Below are 20,627 nucleotides of genomic sequence, written 5' to 3'. Positions count from 1 at the left end.
AAATTAGAAGGAGATTTTATGAAAAAATTAATAGCTACTTTTATTAGTATAATTATAATTTCAAGTATTCTTATGTCATGTACTGTTAAAGAGGAGAAAGTAGTATATAATAATGAAAATAATATTATAAATAACGATTCACAAGATAAAAATAATGAAGATAAGCAAGACAGTGATAAGAATAAAGATAAAGATGAAGTAACTAGTAATAATGATAAGATTCAAAATCAAGATGGGAATAATAAAATAGAATCTGATAAAGTTACTATTGATAGAGATAAAGAAAAATTAAAAACTTATTTTGAAAAACAACAAAAATATTTTATTTCAAATAAAGATAAGTCTATATATAATGGATATGCTGAAACTGGCTTTACTTTAGGAAAGAGTAATGTGGATAGTAAAAATTTATCTATTAAATATAGTGGACAAATGACAGATGGATATGGTGAAGATGAAAGAGGGAAAAGATTATTTAGTTTAGAATATAATTTTAAATATGATGAAGCTGGAGAACCAATGATTTATCAAAGAATTAGAAATAAAGATTATCTAAGGGAGGATAAGGATACTTTAGTCTCTATTATTAAAAATTATATTGTTATGTGGGGAGAGCCTTTTGATGGAGATTCATGGAGTCAGAAAGTTATTTTTAAAGGAAAAGAATACACTGCAAAAACTGTTATGAGTAATGTAAAGGATAATTCATATACTCTAACTACTATAATAAATGATATAGAAGGTTTTAAAGATAAAACATATAAAGAAACTAGGAATTATGAAAAAGGAGTAGGATTAGTTTCATATGAAGGAACACCATATTATATAGATGAAACAGATAATGATTTATTAATAGGATATAGATTAAGTAGATAATTTTAGTTAATTAAAAAGGAGCTATTTCTAAAGAAATAACTCCTTTTTTTATTATGCTAATTTCCAAGCATCACTTTTATCAGGATAAGCACCTTGAGTCCACCATTTAGCTACATATTTTTTACCATTATATATACAAGTATCACCTGCTGAATAAGCTTTATTTATATCAAATGTATCTTCTACACTAGAATTTTCTTTGACTGTAATTGTTCTAGTTATAGTAGCTTCTAATCCGCCACTATCTTTAACAGAATATATTAATGTATATTTTCCAGCCTTTGAAGTATCAAGTTGTCCAGAATAACTTAGTTCACTTGTTAAATCACCATCTTCTTTATCAGAAGCTGTAACTCCAGCTAAAGGATCAAATTTATCTCCCACATTTAGTTCAACATTATCAGCACCTTTTATTTCAGGTTTTGTATTAGTAGGAGTTACATCTTTATCTTGAACTGTAATAGTTACTATTTTAGTAGTTGTAAGTCCTTTACTATCTTTAACAGAGTATTCTAATGTATATTTTCCAACTTTTGAAGTATCAACTTTTCCAGATACAGTTACTTTGCTTGTTAAATCACCATCTTCTTTATCAGTAGCTTTAAGTCCAGCTAAAGGATCAAAGCTATCACCAACTTTTATAGTTTTATCAGAAACACCAGAGATCACAGGAGCTTCATTTTTAACTATTTCTTTATCTCCAACAGGTTTCATTCCGTTAAATGTTACATTTCTAACTCCAGAGAAGCAAAGTCCAATCATACCTTGTAATGATAAAGTTTGTCCAGGATCAATTCCTTGCCAGCCAGCTGAAGTTATTTTAACAGTTGTAAAGTCACCATTAGGAGTTGTAGTAACAGTTCCTCCCCAAGATGATTTAAATACTGCTGAATTTGGAAGATCAAATGTAGCAGTCCAACCACCTTCTATTTTTTCAGTAGTATGATTTGTTATATCTAAAGTGTATGTGTAATTAGGGTGATCATATTTTCCATTAAGTTTTACATCAACATTTATTTCTCCATTACTTGTATCGTTTTCAATAGTAGGAGTAGCAGGTCCCATTTTCTTTAAACCATCGCTTAATTTCTTTGTAAGAGTATTTCCATAAGTGTATTTACCTTCATTAACATTATCAGAACCAGGAACATAATTAGGATTTAAGCCATAATCACCATTCATAACCCAAATTAAAGCACCACCAAGATTTTTTTCTTGTATATATTTTAATCTTTCAGCTATTGATTGTTCATTTTCAAAAGATAAGAAAACTTTTTCTTTATCTTGCCAAACATGAGGTACTTTACCTACTTCATCAAAATAAACTTTAAGATCTGGGTCTTTTTCCATAAGATTTAGTATATGCCATAAAGGATTAGCACCAGCAGGTTCTAATTCACCATTTCCATCTAAGTCATCTCCCCAAATATTATATTTACCAGAAGCAGGAGTTTTACTTGTTCCATGAAGTCCATTTTCTCCACCATTAACATTTTCCCAGCCTCTAGAATAATAAGGGATACCCATTAATATTTTTTCAGGAGGTAGAACACCTCTATAATATCTATAAGCCCAATCCATAGCAAGTACAGGCATTAACATACTTGCAGTTTCTTTATCAGCAGGATCTGGGTAAATATTAGCTAAGTTTTCAACAAATTCATTCCAACCACCATGGAAGTCATAAGACATTACACTTAAGAAATCAAGATATTTAGCATATTCATTTGAAGATACCCCACCAAGTACCCAAGATGAAGCAGTAACAGCAGCTGTTAATAAATATTGTTTTCCATCTTCTTTAGATGCAGCATCTAATTTTTCTCTTAATGTTTTCATTAAAACATTATATCTTTCATTTATAGTAGCTCTTCTAGGTTCGCTAACATCAAAATCAGCAGGATTTCCTGATTGACTAGTTGAAGATGGATATTCAAAATCTATATCAACACCATCAAAACCATAGGTTCTTATAAAATCAACACAGGAATCAGCAAAAGTATTTATACCAGCATCTGTATCCATCATAGTATAAAAACCTCTTGAACCAGCCCAACCACCTACAGAAATTAATAAATCAACATCAGGATAAGATTTTTTCATTGTTTGAAGAAGGTTAAAGTGACCTTTATAAGGTAAAGTTTTATCAAGCTCTATTTGTTTGCCATTATACATAAGTTGTTCAGGTTTTAAATCTGAGAAGTCTTCTTCTATTGCAGCTTTTTTATCTCCAAAGTCTATTTTATTTGTTTTTTCATTTACAGAAGCAAAAGAATATTGAATATGGGTTAGTTCTTCCCATTGTAAGTCAGTAACATTAAAGTAGCCTTGAGCTTCACTTTTATAAGCCCATTCTGGAAAATAACCAACTATTTTTCTTTCTATAGAAGTATCAGTAGTTTTTCTGATTTCAGTATTATTGCTAACGTTTTCTTTAGCCATAGCAACAGTTAAATTACTAGTAGGTAAAAGTAAACAAGAAAGAGATGAGACAATTAAAGTAGAAACTACTTTTTTAATTTTTTTACTTATCAAAAAAATTCCCCCTTAAACGTTTGTTATACTTTAATGTTAACATTTACTCAAAAAAAAGTTAATAAAAATAATTAGTTAAATTATTACAAAAAATGAAGCTATAAAGAAAATTATAGGATAAAAAAATTTTATAGATATGCATAAATCCTTATTGGAAAATGAAGGTTGAAAGAAGTTAAATTGTGTCTTATAATTGTTAAAGTATAAATTAGTTTTAAAAAAATTAATATTTTATTAAAATTAATAAGGAAAAATTAGGAGAAAAAATAGATGAACAATAGAAATATTTTTACAACTATTGCAATAGCAGGTGCAGTTGTAGGAGCTCATCAAGTTGAGGCTCAAGCAAGTCCTGCAAATGCACAAAAAGCAGTAGTTTGTAATTTAGGAAATTATCCATATCTTCATGTCAGAAGTAATGCTAGTAATAACGGTAGAATAGTGGCTAATTTAGAAAGTGGAGCTAAAGTAACTATTTTAAATGATGAGGGAAATGGATGGTATAAAGTAGAATATAGAGATATAGTAGGATATACTTGTGGATATTATCTAAATACTTCACCAGAAGCTGTTAATTCAAATACAATTCATACTAATTATAATGTATCATTAAGAAATTATGCTAGAATGCAAAAAAATGAATGGGGAAATGCATCTTTAGGACAATATATAGAGGCTGTAAATCCTGATAATTCTAGTAGTAAATATGAATTCTTAAGAGTTAATAGATATAGAGATATAGATGTTGCTGGATTAAATAAAGTTCTACAAAATATGGGAGTTTTAGCTGGACAAGCACAAATTATAAACGATGTTTCAAGAGATTATAATATTGATCCATTATATTTTGTAGCACAATCAATTTTAGAAACAGGAAGAGGTACAAGTGCTTTAGCGCAAGGAGTAACAATAGATGAAATAGCTAATGAAAATGCTCCTATATATAGAAATGGTCATCTTGTTGGATATCAAATGATAAAACTTCCACATCCTGTTACTGTTTTTAATTTATTTGGAATAGGAGCTAAAAATAATTTACCTGGCTTTCCAAATAGAGCAGGTATTTTAGGAACTACTTATGCATATAAACATGGATGGACAACAGTTCCTAAAGCTATAGAAGGAGCAGCAAAGTTTTTATCAAATCATTATATTCATGGAGTTTATAATCAGAATACTCCTTATAAAATTAGATATTCACCTAATGCTAATAATGTATGGCATGAATATGCAAGCATATTACACTATGGTAATGATATTGGAGAAATAATAAATCAATATAGTTATCTTTATGATAGTGATGATACATTTACATTTGATATACCTGTTTTTAATTAGCTATAAAAAATAAGTTAAAAATACTATATTAGTATTTAATGAAAAAACGCATAAATACTTGCAAAAAAATATGTATTTTGTATAAATGAAAATATATTTACATATGAGAATATTACAAGAGAATTAATAAAAGTTTTTTTAAATTGTTAATCTTAAAAACAAAAAAGTAGTTATTATTATTATAGTTAATTTGATTAATTATTATATTGTCAAAATTATTCACTTGTAAATTTAAATAGGTATTATATAATTTACTTAATTATTGCAGGAAAAGCATTATGCATTAGGAGAAAATTATGAAAAAATTACAAATGAAAAACGGAATTTCAGAGGGAGAGGCCAGTTCCACTGGTGGTAAATTAAATGTTTTATGGGGATTACCTATATTAGCAAGTGATGCTATATCATCAGTTGCATATGCAGGAGGTGCTATATTATTAGTACTTATGCCTATGGTAGGTATGGCATCTTATAAATATATGCTTTATATAAGTCTAAGTATATTATTTTTAATGTTTTTATTAATAATGTCTTATAGACAAGTAATTGACTGCTACCCAAATGGTGGTGGAGCATATATAGTTGCCAAAGATAATCTGGGGAAAAAAGTTAGTTTAGTAGCAGTTTCAGCACTTATAGTTGACTATACTTTAACAGTTGCTGTTAGTACTACTTCTGGAACTGAAGCTATAGTAGCTGCATTTCCAAGCCTTTATCCATATAGAGTAATAATCACTATTATTCTAATATTAATTTTAATGTATGGTAATTTAAGAGGTATTAAAGAATCATCTAAAATGTTTGGTATTCCAACATATTTCTTTATTATTTCAATACTATTTATGATAGCTGTTGGAATAATAAAAGTAGTATTCTTTGGAGATAATCCAGATCCATTATATACATTACCTACATTTTCAAAGAATATAACATTCTTATTATTTTTAAAGGGCTTTGCTTCAGGATGTACAGCCTTAACAGGAATAGAAGCTGTAAGTAATGCAATTCCAAGCTTTAAATCACCAGCACAAAAGAATGCTAAGAAAGTTTTAACAGCTTTAGGGATTTTAGTATTTCTTATATTTGGAGGACTATCATATTTAACAACTATGTATCATGCAGTTCCAGGAGTTGAGCAAACAGTTATATCACAAGTTGCAACTGAAATTTTTGGTCATAATGTTATATATTATATAATTCAATTAGCTACTATGATAGTATTAATAATGGCAGCAAATACTGCATTTACAGGATTACCATTATTACTTGCATTAGTTGCAGGGGATAAATGTCTACCTGAATTATTAAGAAAGAAAAATAAGAAGGATAGTCACTCAAATGGAATAATGATTCTTGCAGCAGTAGCTATTTTATTAGTAATTATATTTAACGGAAATACAGATGCCTTATTACCTTTATATGCAATAGGAGTATTTATATCATTTACTCTTGCTCAAACAGGTATGATGGTAAGATGGTTTAGACTTAAGCCACAAGGTTGGCAAAAGAAAGTTTGTATAAATGGTACAGGATTACTATTTACTATAATAGCAACTACAATAATAATTATATCTAAGTTTATGGAAGGTGCTTGGAGTGTATGTATTATAATACCTATATTAGTTATGATTATGATGTATATTGAAAGATGTAGATGTAAACCTAGTAGTATGAAGTAATAAAAAAGTGGATTCTTAAGAATCTACTTTTTTTATTATCTAAATTTGGCATATAATTGTTAAAAGTTATTACTTAATAATAAAATCTATAGTATGCTTTTAATAAAAGAATAATTAGATAGAGGTGATTAATATGGCTAGAGAAAAGATTTTTATAGTAGAAGATGAAGAGAAGATAATAAAAGAGCTTACAAATATTTTAAATAAATATGCTTATGAAGTTACTTATAGCTTAGATTTTGAAAATATAGTAGAAAGAATATTAGAGGAAGATCCAAAGCTTGTATTACTAGATATTAATTTACCTTATTATGATGGATATTATATTTGTAGGGAACTTAGAAAAGTTAGTAATGTACCTATAATAGTAGTTACTAGCAGAGATAGTGATATTGATGAACTTATGAGCATTAATCTTGGAGCAGATGATTTTGTAACTAAACCTTATAATATTCAAATTTTATTAGCAAGAGTAGCTTCTCTTATGAAAAGGGCATATTTAAAGGAATCTATGGAGGTATTTGATATTAGAGGCTTAAAATATAATTTATCTAAGAGTGAAGCTGAATTTAATAAAAAGAAAATAGAGCTTACTAAAAATGAAAGTAGGATATTACATATTTTATTTAAGAATAAAGAGAAGATAGTTTCAAGAAATAAAATTATTAAGGAACTTTGGAAGGAAGAAGAATTTGTTGATGATAATACTTTAACTGTTAATATGAATAGATTAAGAAAAAAACTAGAAGGGATAGGAGCAGTAGATTATTTACAAACTAAAAGAGGGCAGGGGTATATGATTATATGAAACCATTAGAGTATTTTAAATCTCATTTAATTTTCATTGGGATTCATATATTAGTTTTAATATTTACCTCAGTCCTTTTAAAGTCATTACGAGTTGAGAATTATACAATTATATTTATAGTAATTGTTAATTTTATAGGAAGTACTATATTTTATATTTATGATTATTTTAATAAGAATAAATATTATAGCGAACTTTTATATAATCTAAAGGCCTTAGATAAAAAATATTTAATCTCAGATATAATAGAAGAAGCTAATTTTTTAGATGGAAAGATTTTATATAAAGTTATCAAAGAAACTAATAAGTCAATGGCTGATGAGGTAGCTAACTTAAATATAAAAAGTGAAGAATATAAAGAGTATATTGAGATGTGGGTGCATGAGGTTAAGACACCAATAGCAGTTTGTAAATTAATAAGTGAAAATAATGAATCTGAAGTTGTGGATAGTATTAGTGAAGAGGTAGAGAAAATAGAAAATTATATAGAACAAGCGTTATTTTATGCTAGAAGCAATGAGGTAGAGAAAGATTATATTATTAAAAAGATGAATATAAAAAGTTCTGTTAATAAAGTGATTAAAAGAAATATGAATTCTCTGCTTAATAATAATATTAAAATAAAATTGGACAATATTGATCAGGAAGTTTATTCAGATAGTAAATGGTTAGAATTTATCTTAAATCAGATAATTATAAATTCTATTAAATATATGAAAAAGGGGAATAAAGAGCTGAAGATATATTGTGATAAAAATGAAGAAAATATAACTTTAAGTATTTGTGATAATGGAATTGGAATGAGTGAAAAGGATATAGCTAAAGCTTTTGAAAAAGGATATACAGGTGATAATGGACGAAAATTTATAAAATCAACTGGTATAGGACTTTATTTATGTAATAAACTTTGTATAAAACTTGGACTCAGAATAAAACTTGATTCAAAAGAAGGAATCGGAACTAAAGTTTCTATTATATTTCCTATTAATAAAATGATTACTTTCTAAAAGTAATTTATAGTATTTCTAATATAACAAAAATGTAAGTTTAGTGTTATATACTTCTATGGTTTAAGAATTAGTAGATTGATAGAATTAAGCTATAAGAAGTTTAAGGAGGATATAATAAATAATGAGGAAGCAAGTTTTAAAAGTAAGTAATATAGAAAAATATTATGGTAGAAGAGGTAATGTAGTTAAAGCTTTAAATAATATTAGTTTTGAAGTAGATGAAGGTGAATTTGTTGGAATAATGGGGGCATCAGGAAGTGGAAAGACTACTTTGCTTAATTGTATAGCTACAATTGATAAGGTAAGTAGTGGACATATTAATATAAATGATAAGGATGTTACAAAAATAAGTTCAAAGGCTTTATCTAAGTTTAGAAGAGAAGAGTTAGGATTTATTTTTCAAGATTTTAATCTTTTAGACACATTAACTAATTATGAAAATATTGCATTAGCTTTATCGATATTAAAAATAAAACCTAAAGAGATAGATAATAGAATCAAAGAGATAAGTGATAAATTAAATATTACTGATATATTAAATAAATTTCCCTATGAAGTATCTGGTGGACAAAAACAAAGAGTTGCAGCAGCAAGAGCTATAATAACTAATCCAAGTCTGATTTTAGCTGATGAGCCAACAGGAGCTTTAGATTCGAAGTCTGCTAAAAAGTTATTAGAATCTATGGAAGAACTTAATAAGTCATTAAATGCAACTATTATGATGGTTACTCATGATGCGTTTACTGCAAGTTATGCTAGTAGAATTCTTTTTATAAAGGATGGAAAAATATTTAATGAAATAATTAGAGGACATGATACAAGAAAAGAATTTTTTAATAGAATAATTGAAGTTATTGCCCTACTTGGAGGTGATGATAGAGATGTATTTTAATCTTGCTCTTAAAAATATAAGGAGAAGTGTTAGAGATTATACTATTTATTTTATGACTTTAATATTTGGAGTTTGTATTTTCTATACTTTTAATTCTATACAATCTCAAACTATAATATTGGATTTAAGTGAGTCACAAAAGGCAGCATTCTCCTCAATAAATGTTATTATGAGTATTACTTCTGTTTTTGTATCATTTATTCTTGGATTTTTGATTTTATATGTTAATAATTATCTTATAAAAAGAAGAAAAAAAGAATTTGGAATATATATGACTCTTGGTATGGAAAAAAGTAAAATCTCAAGGATTTTATTTATAGAGAGTTTAGTACTAGGTTTCCTTTCTTTAGGGATTGGACTTTTATTAGGAGTTTTATTATCACAGGGATTATCAATATTTACAGCAAAGTTATTTGATACAAAGTTAAATAAATTTATTTTTATATTTTCTTCATCAGCAGCCTTAAAAACTATTATATGTTTTTTAATTATATATATTATAGTATTTATTTTTAATAGTTTTTCTTTAAGAAGAATAAAGCTTATAAATTTAATTAATGCAAAAAAGAAAAATGAAAAATTATTAATAAGCAATATTTTAATATCAGTTATTATATTCTTTATAAGTGTAGTTATGATAGGAACTGCGTATTATTTAATATTAAAAAAAGGTACTGCTACAATAGGGGGAAGAACAGATTTTCTAAGTGTTGGACTTGGAGCAGTAGGAACTTTATTATTATTTTTATCATTAACAGGGTTCTTTTTAAAAGTTGTACAAACAAGTAAGAAAACATATTTAAGAGATTTAAATATGTTTGTTTTAAGACAACTTAATAGTAAAATAAATACTGCCTTTGTATCTATGTCATTTGTTTGTTTAATGTTATTTATAGCAATATGCACTTTATCAACAGGGCTTGGATTAAATAAGAGTATAAATTCTAGTATTAAAGATGCTTGTAAATTTGATATAACTATATCAGGAAATAATGTAGATTTAGATAAATATTTAAAAGATCATGGTTTAAATATAAGTAGTTATACTAATAATTATTCTAATATTGATATGTATAAGACTGATATTCATTATAAAAGCTTCTTTAATAAAAATAATATAGGTGATTTAAATAAATATTATCCTGTATATATAAATGACAATATTAATGTTATTAAGTTATCTCAGTTAAATAAAACATTACAAATGCTTGGTGAAAAGCCTATAAGTTTTAAAGAAAATCAATATATGGTTATATCTAATATAGGTGATGCTATAAAATATATTGATTCGGTCTTAAAGAGTGGAAAACAGATAGATATAAATAACAATATATTAACGCCAGTAAATGATATGGCCAGTAATATTACTTTTTATAACGGATTTATTAAATCAGATATAGTAATTTTTGTTGTTAATGATTTAGTAGTGAATAATCTACCAAAGGTTAAATCTTATATTAATATTGATACTAATAAAGATTTATCAGAGATTACTAATAAGGTGAAATTGATTAGTAAAGAGAATGGAAGCATAGCTTATGCTAATCAAGATACAGCACAGGAAACTCCTTTAGCTTTTGGAGTTATGATTGCTTATCTTTCAATATATTTAGGTTTAATATTTTTAATAGCATCTTCAGTAGTATTAGCAATACAACAATTATCAGAATCAACCGATAATATTGAAAGGTATAATTTAATGGATAAAATAGGTGTGGATAGAGCTATGATAAATAAATCTATCTTTATTCAAATTGTTATATATTTCATAATTCCTTTAGCTGTTGCATTAATACATTCCATTGTTGGATTAAAGCTTGCAAGAGATATAGTTAGTAGCTTTGGCTATGATAATGTTGTTAGAAATATTATGGTTACTGCAGTAATTTTAGTGTCAGTTTATGGTGGATATTTTATAGCAACTTATATAATAGTTAAAAATAATATAAATAGAAAGTTAAATAAGTAATAAATAGAAAGTGAATTCATATTATAGAGTTCACTTTTTGTTTTAAGTTTATTATTTAACAAAAAAATAGCCTAATGATATAATTTTAATTAATTAGAAAAAATAAACAGGTGAAAAGGTGGATAAATAATGAGATATTTTATGGACCTAAAAGAAAAGTATTTTTATAAGTTACCAAGTGATTTTAATAAATATAGTAATAAAAATTTCCTTAAATATGCTTTAGGAGCTAATTTATATATGAATAGTCTCAAAGATATTTATAGTAAGATTATGAATGGAGATTTTAAGAATATAGCAAGTATAACTATTTGTTTTGAGGATTCTGTAAGAGAAAGTGATTTAAAGATTTGTGAAGATAATACAATAATAATTTTAGACAAGCTTTATAATAGCTTAAGAAATAAAGAAATAAATTTTGAAGATATACCTCTTATTTTTATGAGGATAAGAAATATAAATCAATTTATAGATTTTAGTAGTAGGTTATCTAAACATCATGCACCATTAATTTCAGGTTTTGTTTTTCCAAAGTTTAATGCAGAAAATGCCATAGAGTATTTAGAACACACGAGAAAATTATCAAATTTATTTAATGAAATATTTTATGTAATGCCAATTTTAGAATCAGAAAATATTATTTATAAAGAAACAAGAATGGCTGAACTTATTATAATAAAAGATATTTTAGATAGATATAAGGATATTATTTTAAATATTAGAGTTGGAGGAACAGACTTTTCTTCTAAATTTGCTTTAAGAAGATCTGTGAATTCTAATATTTATGAGGTAAGAGTAGTAGGAGAATGTCTTATTGATATAGTAAATATATTTTTACGTGAATCTAGTGAATATATTATATCAGCTCCAGTCTGGGAATATTTTTCTGATGATATAAATTCAGAAGAAGTTCAGGGACTTTTAAATGAACTTAGATTAGATAAGGAAAATGGTTTTTGTGGTAAAACAGTTATACACCCAAAGCAAGCAAGGTATGTAAACTTAGCTCATATTGTTAGTTATGAAGAATATATTGATGCAGTTAATATAATTGATAATTCTAAAGAAGGTGGAGTATTTAAGGGGTGTTCTGATAATAAAATGAATGAAGTATTACCACATTTAAATTGGGCGAAAAAGATAGTGGAGAAAGCAGAGGTCTATGGAGTATTAAATAAGGGAGTAAAAGTAGACGAGCTATATTTAGAGGGGAATTTTTAAGATGAAGATTAGTATAAAAGAAAATATATATGGATTAAATTTAGATGATTTAATGATTAAGGGATATAGAGCTAATAACCCAAAGAGAAATTTTTTATTTATTAGTAAGGTTTTAGGAAAACATATTGAATTAAAACCTGATGTTTGTAGATTAGCTGGTTACTTATTAGCTTCAAGACTTAGTGAGGATAGTAAACTTACAAAAAATATAGTTAAAGCTTTTAAAGAATCTGATTATAAAAATATAAATGATTTATTTAACAATTCTTTTAAGTGTAAAGAAGATATTTTAGTACTAGGTTTTGCAGAAACAGCTACTGGTCTTGGAATGTCAGTAGCCTCTTCAATAGAAGATTCATATTATCTAACTACAACTAGAGAGAAGATAGTTGAGATAGAATCTTTATTAAAATTTGAAGAAGAACATTCACATGCTACAACTCATAAATGTTTTTTATTAGATAAAGAAAGATTATTAAAAGCTGAAAGAATAATTTTAGTAGATGATGAGATAACAACAGGAAAATCTATGCTTAATATTATAAAAGAACTAAAGGGAGTTACTAATATAAAGAATTATACTATTTTAAGTATTCTTGATTGGAGAAATAAAGAATATTTAGATTTATATGATAGATTTATAGAAGAGGAAGACATAGATTTAGAAGTATTATCTTTAATCTCAGGAGAGATAAAAATAGAGGATGCTACAATATTTTATGATAAGGAAGAAAAGTTTTTAAAAGAAAAAATAAAAATTACTAATTTAAATAATTTAGATAGAATAGAACTTAAAACAAGTCATGGTTTAGAAAATTATATAAAAGATAGTGGAAGATTTGGCGTTGAATTTAAAGATATTAGAAATTTAGAAGAGAAATGTAAGGATATAGCTAAAAAGATAGAAAAAGAATTAGGATATTTAAAGAAAACTTTAGTTTTAGGGCATGGGGAAAATATATATATTCCTTCAAGAATAGCATCATATCTTAATGGAGAAGTTTATTTTAAAACTACAACTAGAAGCCCCATTTATGCTTGTAAGGAAGAACTTTATCCTATAAAAGAAAAGTATATTTTCTATGATAATGATGTTAAATATTATTTTTATAATAAGGATGAAATTGAAAAAAATTATGATAGGGTAATTTTATTAACAGAGAATGATTTAAATATAAAATTAACAAAGAATATTAGTATATTTAAAATATAGTTAAGGGGAGATTCAAGGTGAAATTAATAAATGGCAGCTATAAGGATGATTGTACTTTCCTTTTAAAAGATATTTCAGATACAGTGTCAGAGGTAAGTGTAGAAGAAAAAGAAAAGATTATAAGAAGTGGGATTAGCTATTCAGAAACAATATCTAAGGAGGATAAGCCTACAAAAGCAAGAGAAAAGGATTTCTTTAAAATGCTTGAGACTCATGGACAAAAAATAGCTGATTATGTGGCAAAAATTTCAGAAGCTATATATAAGGAAAAAGGAAATGATTTGATTATTGTATCTCTTGCAAGAGCAGGGACTCCTTATGGAATTTTAATGAAGAAATATTTAAGATATAAATATGGTGTAGAGACAAAGCATTATAGTATATCAATTATTAGGGGGAAAGGTGTAGATTATAATGCCTTAAAATATATTTTAAAGAATCATCCTAAAGCTAAGATTCAATTTGTAGATGCTTGGACAGGAAAAGGTTCTATAATTAGAGAATTAGAAAAATCTATAGAGATATTTAATAGAGAAAATAATCAGAATGTTGATAATTCACTAGCTGTTATTGCAGATCCAGCAAAGCTTAGTAAGTTTTATGGAACTAGAGAAGATATAGCTATTCCTACATCAATTTTAAATTCAACTGTTAGTGGTCTTGTTAGTAGAACTATCCTTAGTGATAAATATATAAAAGATAATGAGTTTCATGGCGCAAAAATGATTGATTATTTAAAGGAATATGATTATTCACAATTATATATTGATAGAATTAGTAGTTTATTTAGAAAGAATTTAGAAAATTTTAAATTTGAAAAAGAAGATAGAGATTATGCTAAAGATGTAACTATTAAGATTAAAGATATCTATAATGTTGATGATATAAATCTTATAAAGCTAAGTGTAGGGGAAGCTTCTAGAGTTTTAATAAGAAGAAAAGCTAAGATGTTATTATTGAAAGATATTAGTGACCAAAGTGTTAGACAACTTGTTAATATAGCTAGGGAAAAGAAGCTAGAGATAAGAGAATATAAGGATAGTGATTATAAAGCAATAGCAATAATAGAGGGAAAAGATAAATAAATGAAGAAAATAGATTTTGTAACAGATTTAGATAGGACTATAGTACATGCTAAAAATGAAGGCTTTAGATGTGTAGAGTATATAGGTCATAAAGAAATAACTTATATGACAGATGATAGTTATAATAAATTAAAAGAACTGTTAGAAAAAGAAGAATTTAATTTTATTCCTTGCACAATGAGAAATATAGAGCAAACTTTAAGAATTGATTTTATAAAAGAGTACAAGCCTGAAATAATAATTTGTAGTAATGGAGCTCAGATATATATAAATGGAGAGCTAGATTTAGAATGGGATAAAAGAATGAAAAATTTAATTATTCCAGAAGAAATAGATAAGCAGATAAATTTTATAGAATCATTAAATATTGATTGTATTGAAATAAGAAATATTGAAGGTTTTTATATAACTATAAAATGTAAAGATATGAATGAAGCAAAAATAGCTTATGAAGTATTAAGAGATAAATTTGAGGCTAATATAGAGATAATACAAATACGAGTAAAAATATTTATTATAGATAAAAGAATAAATAAGATAAATGCTTTAGATTATTTAATTGATAAATATAAGTTAAATAATTTGATTACAGCAGGAGATAGTTATGTTGACAAAGACTTTACCACAAGAGGAAAAGCTATCTTGCCAAAGCATGCTAGTTTTAGACATAAGGATGCTTTTATTACCGAAAAAGAAGGGATTTATTCAACTGAAGACTTATTAGATTATATAGGTGAGGAATTAGAAAAAATAGATAGTTAACAAATAGTTAAAATAATTAAATTTACTCTTAAAGATGATATAATTAAAGTATTAATTATTTTTATAGAGGAGGAAAAAATTTATTATGGAAATTCTAGAATTAACTCACTCTATATTTAGAAAAAAGTTTGAAAGAAGTACAGAAAGTAACTTTAAGCCATACTTTTATAGATTTATAGGTGTCGAAAATGAAGAAAAATATAATAGTTCATTAAAAACTTTAGAATTAAAATGCGATGAAAATAAAAGTACTTCTATAATATTTGATAATGATTTACCTTTAATAGGGGAAATGGAACTTATACAATATATTTATAATGAGCTTAATACTATGGATATTTTTAATATATCTAGAGAGGAAATTACTATATTTAATGATTTTGAAGTAAATCTTAATTTTTTAAAAGCTTTAGAATATGTAATTTCTATTGCTGTTAGAACAGAAAACTTCTTTAATGATAGTGTTAGAAATAATTTTATAACAAAGCTTATTGTATGGGCATATTCATTTTTAAAGGATTTAGATTATAAATCTGATTTAAATCCTAGATGTATTTATTATGGAAATATAGATAGACATGCGATTTATTTTTTAATAATGCTTAATAGAATGAATTTTGATGTTATATATATAAATCCATTAAAGGAAGAACATTGGGATAGTATAGATATAGATCATTTAAGTATTCGTGAAGAAAGAATGGGTATATCACAGATAGAAAGCTTTAAAGAAAAAGCAGCCAAAGGTAAAGTTATTGATAATGTTGAAAGCATAACAAAGAAAATACAAAGAGATGTTGAAAGAGAATTATTCTCAGGAACTGGAATGTATATGCCTTGGCAATTTAGAGATGGTTATACTAAGAGTGTTCTTATAGATGGAATAGTAGAAGATTTGTATAGTTATTGGCAAGAACAAGCTAAACTAAGACAGGGATTTAAAGTTGAAGGTGATTTAGTTACAGTTCCATGTTTCTTTAAAAAGATAGATGGACAATATAGAGATGTTTCAAACTTTAAAAAGCTTGTTGATTTTTGCATAAAGTCACCAAATACAATTTTCTTTAATAATGGAATGATTTCAGATGAAACAAAAGTTAATAGTAATATGTATGAGCTTATGTTTTCTCAGTTGAGTGATGGAAGTTTTGATATAGAAGAAATTAAAAAGACTTCATTATATTCATTTAGTAAATATAGTGAAGAGATTCAAAATTTATTGTTAAATAAATTCAATGAGGCAATAAAAGATAAAAATATTTTTGCAAAACAACTTACAAAAGAAGATAAATTAAAATTCCTTGTTTTAGTTTTATCTATGAATGAAAATATAATTAGGCTTATAGATAATTTTGATTTTACAAGCTATGTACCTAAATTAGTTGTATATCTAAATGATGAAGATAAAATTTCAGATAATATGCTTATGCTATTTGGATATCTTCACACAATAGGCATGGATATAGTTATTTTTAATCCATCAGGTTTACTTAATATAACTAATATTATTAATAGTGAATCTGTTAATATAACAAGATTAGATGAAATGAATTATAATTCAAAATATAAAAGTTTAAGTAGTAGTAAGCAAGGATTTTTATCAAAAATATTAGATGTGTTTTAGGGAGGATAAAGAATATGAATAATGATGAATTCAACAAGGAAAATATTATAGATGTTGATTTAGATAATCAAGATATGAATTCAATGGGAGCTAATCATCAAGAGATGAATATGGGGTGGAATAATCAAAATAACCAGCAAAACCAAGGAATGAATATGGGATGGAATAATCAGAATTATCAACAAAATCATGATATGAATATGGGAGGATATAACCAAAATCATCAACAAAATCAAGGGATGAACATGGGTGGATATAATCAAAATATGAATCCTAATTATAATCAAGGTATGAATAATGGAATGAATTATGGAAATCCAAACATGAATATGGGATATCAAAATAATATGCAAGCTAATATGCATGGAATGAATAATAATATGAATGCTATGAATGATCCAATGCAATATGGGCAAGTTCAGCAAGGTGTGAATAATGGATACCAACAAGTTCAAAATAATATGGGATATCAACAAAATAATATGCAGTATGGTTATCAAAATCAAGGTATGGGACTTAATATAGGACTTAATAACCAAGGTGGAGAAATGATGCCTCAAACTGGTGATATGTCAGTAGAACAAATAAATGCACAAATTAGTGAATATAAACAAAGACTTAGAGGAATGAGAGAAGTTCAAGCTTTAACTAGTGAAGTAGATATACAAAACACTAATTCAATAATAAATTTTGGTCAAAAAGCTAGTGATAATATTTCTAAGATATCAGATGAGCTTCTTAACTCAATGAGAGCTGTTAAATCAGAAGAGGCAAGTGAAATGCTTGTAAGCTTAACTAAAATAATGGATAAATTTGATGTTAAGGAAATCAAAGATGCAAAGCCAGATTCAATGATTTCTAAAATATTTAAAAATGTAGGAACATCAGTTGCAAAGCTATTCCAAAAGTATGATACTATGGGATATGAAGTTCAAAAGGTTTATGTTTTATTAAAGAAATATGAAAATGACATAAGAGAATCAAATGCACATTTAAAGAAATTATATGATGGAAACTTAGAATTTTATAGATTATTAGAAAAATATATAGTTGCTGGTGAAATGGCATTGGAAGAAATTGATGGATATTTAACGCAAATTCCTATGGATAATTCAATGAATCAAGAAGAAAAGCAAATGCTTATTCAAAAGTTAGAAGTCAGCAAAGAAATGCTATCTCAAAGAGTTTATGATCTTCAAATAGCAGAAAATGTTGCTATACAAGCAGCACCTATGATTCAAACAATACAAATGTCTAACTTCAACTTAATGAGAAAGATTAATTCTTCATTTATAGTAACTTTACCTATATTTAAGCAATGCTTAGCTCAAGCTGTAATATTAAAAAGACAAGAAATACAAGCAAAATCAATTAAACAACTTGATGATAAGACAAATGAGCTTATTATGAGAAATGCACAAAATACAGCTAGACAATCAGTTGAAATAGCTAAGATGGCTTCAGGAAGTTCTGTTGCTATTGAAACTTTAGAAAAGTCATTTGAAACAATTATGAAAGGTATCGAAGATACAAAAGCTATACAAGAAGCTAATAGACAACAAAGAAGAGAAAATTCACATAAGCTAGAAACTATCAAAGCTAATATGAAAAGAAATATAGCAGAATCTTAAAATGATTGTATCTCTAATGTAACTCCAAAAGAATGTTTTTTTGGTAATATTATGTTATAATTAGGAAAAATGTATAAGGAGTTGATTATATGGGAATAAATTTAGGTGGAATGATGGGGAATATTGGAGCAAATAATAATGTTAATGCTTTAAATCTTAAGAAAAATGATGTTTTAAATTTAACTAAAAAAGCTCCAGGTCTTACAGAGGTAATTTTAGGAGCAGGTTGGGATGTTGCTAATAATGGATTTGATTTTGATTTAGATATAGCAGCATTCTTATTAGATGAAAATGGAAAAGTAGCAAATGTTCCAGATGATGTTATCTTCTTTAATAATATGAGAGGTCAAGGAATTGAACTTTTAGGAGATAATAGAACAGGAGCTGGAGATGGTGATGATGAAAGAATTCAAATGGATTTATCACAAATAAGACAAGATATTAAAAAAATTGTCTTTGTAGTAACTATACATGAAGCTCAAATGAAGAGACAAACATTTGGAATGGTTGAAAATTCATATGTAAGACTTCTTGATACAAAAAATAATGAAAAAGAAATATGTAAGTTTAATTTAAAAGAAAATGGATCAACAGCTACATCAGTTATATTTGCTGAAATTCATAGGGACGGATATGAATGGCAATTCAAAGCTATAGGTGAAGGAAAAATAGCGGATTTAAATGGAATTTTAGGTCTATATATGTAGAAAAGTGTATTACTTATTTTAAAGATTTGAAGGGGAGAATTTTATAGTGTTAAATTTACAGAAAAATGAGGTCTTAAACTTAACTAAGAAAAATCCGAGTTTAAATAATATTATGTTAGCTGCAGGCTGGGATGTAGTTAAGAAAGGATTCTTTAGCTTTCAAGCAGATTATGATTTAGATTTAGTTGCTCTATTACTTGATAAAAATCAAAAAATATTAGGTAAAAATTCTTTAATATACTTTGGTAATCAAAGACAAACAGGTATATATCTACATGGAGATAATAGGACAGGAGAAGGCGATGGAGATGATGAAATGATTTCTGTTAAATTGGATTCATTACCTGCTGACTGTCATAATGTTATTTTTGCTGTTACTATATATAATGCTAAAAGTAGAAAGCAAAGTTTTGCAAAGGTTAAAAATGCTTATGTAAGACTTATAAATGAAGATCAAGGTAACACAGAAATATGTAGATATAATCTAACTGAAGATGGTGGAGATAATACTGCAATATTATTTGCAGAGTTAAATAGAGATGACTCAGACTGGAGTTTTAAAGCAAGAGGAGAGCTAATGGATGCAACTGTGTCTAGTCTTTTCGATAGATATAAATAAAAGAGGTGTTTTAATATGGCGATAAATTTAGGTGGAAACTTTGGAAGTTTATCAAACAACAATCAAATGAATAATGTACCACAAGGTGGAATTTTAAATCTAAATAAAAATGATATTTTAGATTTAACTAAAAGAAATCCAGGACTTAAAAAAGTAATTTTAGGTGCAGGTTGGGATATTGCTACTAATGGAGCAGATTTTGATTTAGATATAGCAGCATTTTTATTAGATGCTAATAATAAATTTAACACTGTTTCTAATGTTATTTTCTTTAATAATCCTAATGGACAAGGAGTAACTTTAGGAGGAGATAATAGAACAGGAGCTGGGGATGGTGATGATGAAAGAATGTCATTAGATTTATCAGCTATAGATAGTTCTATTATGAAAATAGTTTTTGTAGTTACTATTCATAATGCTGCTGCAAAGAGACAAACATTTGGAATGATAAACAATTCATATGTAAGACTTTTAGATGCAGAACAAAATGAAAAAGAAATTTGTAGATTCAATCTAAAAGAAGATGGATCAACAGCTACATCTGTTATATTTGCAGAACTTTATAGAGCAGGTATGGAGTGGCAATTTAAAGCTATAGGTGAAGGTAGAATAGCAGATTTAAATGGAGTTTTAGCTTTATACCAATAATTTATTTTAA

The 20,627-nt window shown here is 26.4% G+C and carries 17 protein-coding genes; 16 read left to right on the top strand and 1 reads right to left on the bottom strand.

Features of this window, described 5'->3' with window-relative positions; translation table 11 throughout:
• The first annotated feature begins 18 nt into the window (after window positions 1-18).
• Window positions 19-876, top strand: coding sequence for a hypothetical protein (locus BN8917_RS10545; protein ID WP_066874197.1), 858 nt, complete (start codon window positions 19-21; stop codon window positions 874-876).
• A gap of 51 nt (window positions 877-927) precedes the next feature.
• On the opposite strand, the gene BN8917_RS10540 is transcribed toward BN8917_RS10545, so the two are convergent.
• Window positions 928-3,411: a glycosyl hydrolase family 18 protein gene (locus BN8917_RS10540; protein ID WP_066874195.1), complete on the bottom strand. Its 2,484-nt coding sequence runs from the start codon at window positions 3,409-3,411 to the stop codon at window positions 928-930.
• Between the two features lie 270 nt (window positions 3,412-3,681).
• Between BN8917_RS10540 and BN8917_RS10535 the strand changes: the two genes are divergently transcribed.
• The 15 genes from BN8917_RS10535 to BN8917_RS10465 all read left to right on the top strand — a co-directional run bounded on the left by BN8917_RS10535 (window position 3,682) and on the right by BN8917_RS10465 (window position 20,617).
• Window positions 3,682-4,749: an N-acetylglucosaminidase gene (locus tag BN8917_RS10535; RefSeq protein ID WP_066874193.1), complete on the top strand. Its 1,068-nt coding sequence runs from the start codon at window positions 3,682-3,684 to the stop codon at window positions 4,747-4,749.
• 296 nt (window positions 4,750-5,045) lie between these two features.
• Window positions 5,046-6,428, top strand: coding sequence for an APC family permease (locus tag BN8917_RS10530; protein ID WP_066874191.1), 1,383 nt, complete (start codon window positions 5,046-5,048; stop codon window positions 6,426-6,428).
• A gap of 133 nt (window positions 6,429-6,561) precedes the next feature.
• Window positions 6,562-7,236 carry a response regulator transcription factor gene (locus tag BN8917_RS10525; protein WP_066874189.1) on the top strand — a complete coding sequence of 225 codons (675 nt, stop codon included), beginning with the start codon at window positions 6,562-6,564 and terminating at the stop codon, window positions 7,234-7,236.
• Window positions 7,233-8,243 (top strand): sensor histidine kinase, encoded by a 1,011-nt coding sequence (locus BN8917_RS10520; RefSeq protein WP_066874187.1) that lies wholly within the window; start codon window positions 7,233-7,235, stop codon window positions 8,241-8,243. Before BN8917_RS10525 ends, BN8917_RS10520 begins: the two co-directional genes overlap by 4 nt.
• 124 nt (window positions 8,244-8,367) lie before the next feature.
• Entirely contained in the window at window positions 8,368-9,138 is a 771-nt protein-coding gene (locus BN8917_RS10515; protein WP_066874185.1) for an ABC transporter ATP-binding protein, read from the top strand.
• The gene (locus BN8917_RS10510; RefSeq protein ID WP_084748601.1) at window positions 9,119-11,107 is read left to right on the top strand and encodes an FtsX-like permease family protein; all 1,989 of its coding nucleotides are present in this window, start codon (window positions 9,119-9,121) and stop codon (window positions 11,105-11,107) included. The genes BN8917_RS10515 and BN8917_RS10510 overlap by 20 nt, the downstream gene beginning before the upstream one ends.
• A 129-nt stretch (window positions 11,108-11,236) precedes the next feature.
• Window positions 11,237-12,328, top strand: coding sequence for an HpcH/HpaI aldolase/citrate lyase family protein (locus tag BN8917_RS10505; RefSeq protein WP_066874181.1), 1,092 nt, complete (start codon window positions 11,237-11,239; stop codon window positions 12,326-12,328).
• 1 nt (window position 12,329) lies between these two features.
• Window positions 12,330-13,541 carry a phosphoribosyltransferase domain-containing protein gene (locus BN8917_RS10500; protein WP_066874179.1) on the top strand — a complete coding sequence of 404 codons (1,212 nt, stop codon included), beginning with the start codon at window positions 12,330-12,332 and terminating at the stop codon, window positions 13,539-13,541.
• 17 nt (window positions 13,542-13,558) lie between these two features.
• On the top strand, window positions 13,559-14,626 hold the full coding sequence (locus BN8917_RS10495; RefSeq protein ID WP_066874177.1) for a cysteine protease StiP domain-containing protein: 1,068 nt from the start codon (window positions 13,559-13,561) through the stop codon (window positions 14,624-14,626).
• Window positions 14,627-15,388: an HAD family hydrolase gene (locus tag BN8917_RS10490; protein ID WP_066874175.1), complete on the top strand. Its 762-nt coding sequence runs from the start codon at window positions 14,627-14,629 to the stop codon at window positions 15,386-15,388.
• 85 nt (window positions 15,389-15,473) lie between these two features.
• Window positions 15,474-17,012 (top strand): YceG family protein, encoded by a 1,539-nt coding sequence (locus tag BN8917_RS10485; RefSeq protein WP_066874173.1) that lies wholly within the window; start codon window positions 15,474-15,476, stop codon window positions 17,010-17,012.
• A gap of 14 nt (window positions 17,013-17,026) precedes the next feature.
• On the top strand, window positions 17,027-18,643 hold the full coding sequence (locus tag BN8917_RS10480) for a toxic anion resistance protein (RefSeq protein WP_200754468.1): 1,617 nt from the start codon (window positions 17,027-17,029) through the stop codon (window positions 18,641-18,643).
• An 89-nt stretch (window positions 18,644-18,732) separates the two neighbouring features.
• On the top strand, window positions 18,733-19,350 hold the full coding sequence (locus tag BN8917_RS10475) for a TerD family protein (RefSeq protein ID WP_084748599.1): 618 nt from the start codon (window positions 18,733-18,735) through the stop codon (window positions 19,348-19,350).
• Window positions 19,351-19,396: 46 nt separating this feature from the next.
• Window positions 19,397-19,969, top strand: coding sequence for a TerD family protein (locus tag BN8917_RS10470; RefSeq protein WP_235829998.1), 573 nt, complete (start codon window positions 19,397-19,399; stop codon window positions 19,967-19,969).
• Between the two features lie 15 nt (window positions 19,970-19,984).
• Window positions 19,985-20,617 carry a TerD family protein gene (locus BN8917_RS10465; protein WP_084748597.1) on the top strand — a complete coding sequence of 211 codons (633 nt, stop codon included), beginning with the start codon at window positions 19,985-19,987 and terminating at the stop codon, window positions 20,615-20,617.
• The last annotated feature ends 10 nt before the right edge of the window (window positions 20,618-20,627 follow it).

Source organism: Clostridium mediterraneense (assembly GCF_900091705.1).
Taxonomy (GTDB): Bacteria; Bacillota; Clostridia; order Clostridiales; family Clostridiaceae; genus Sarcina; species Sarcina mediterraneense.
This window is presented reverse-complemented; position numbering and strand designations above follow the sequence as displayed.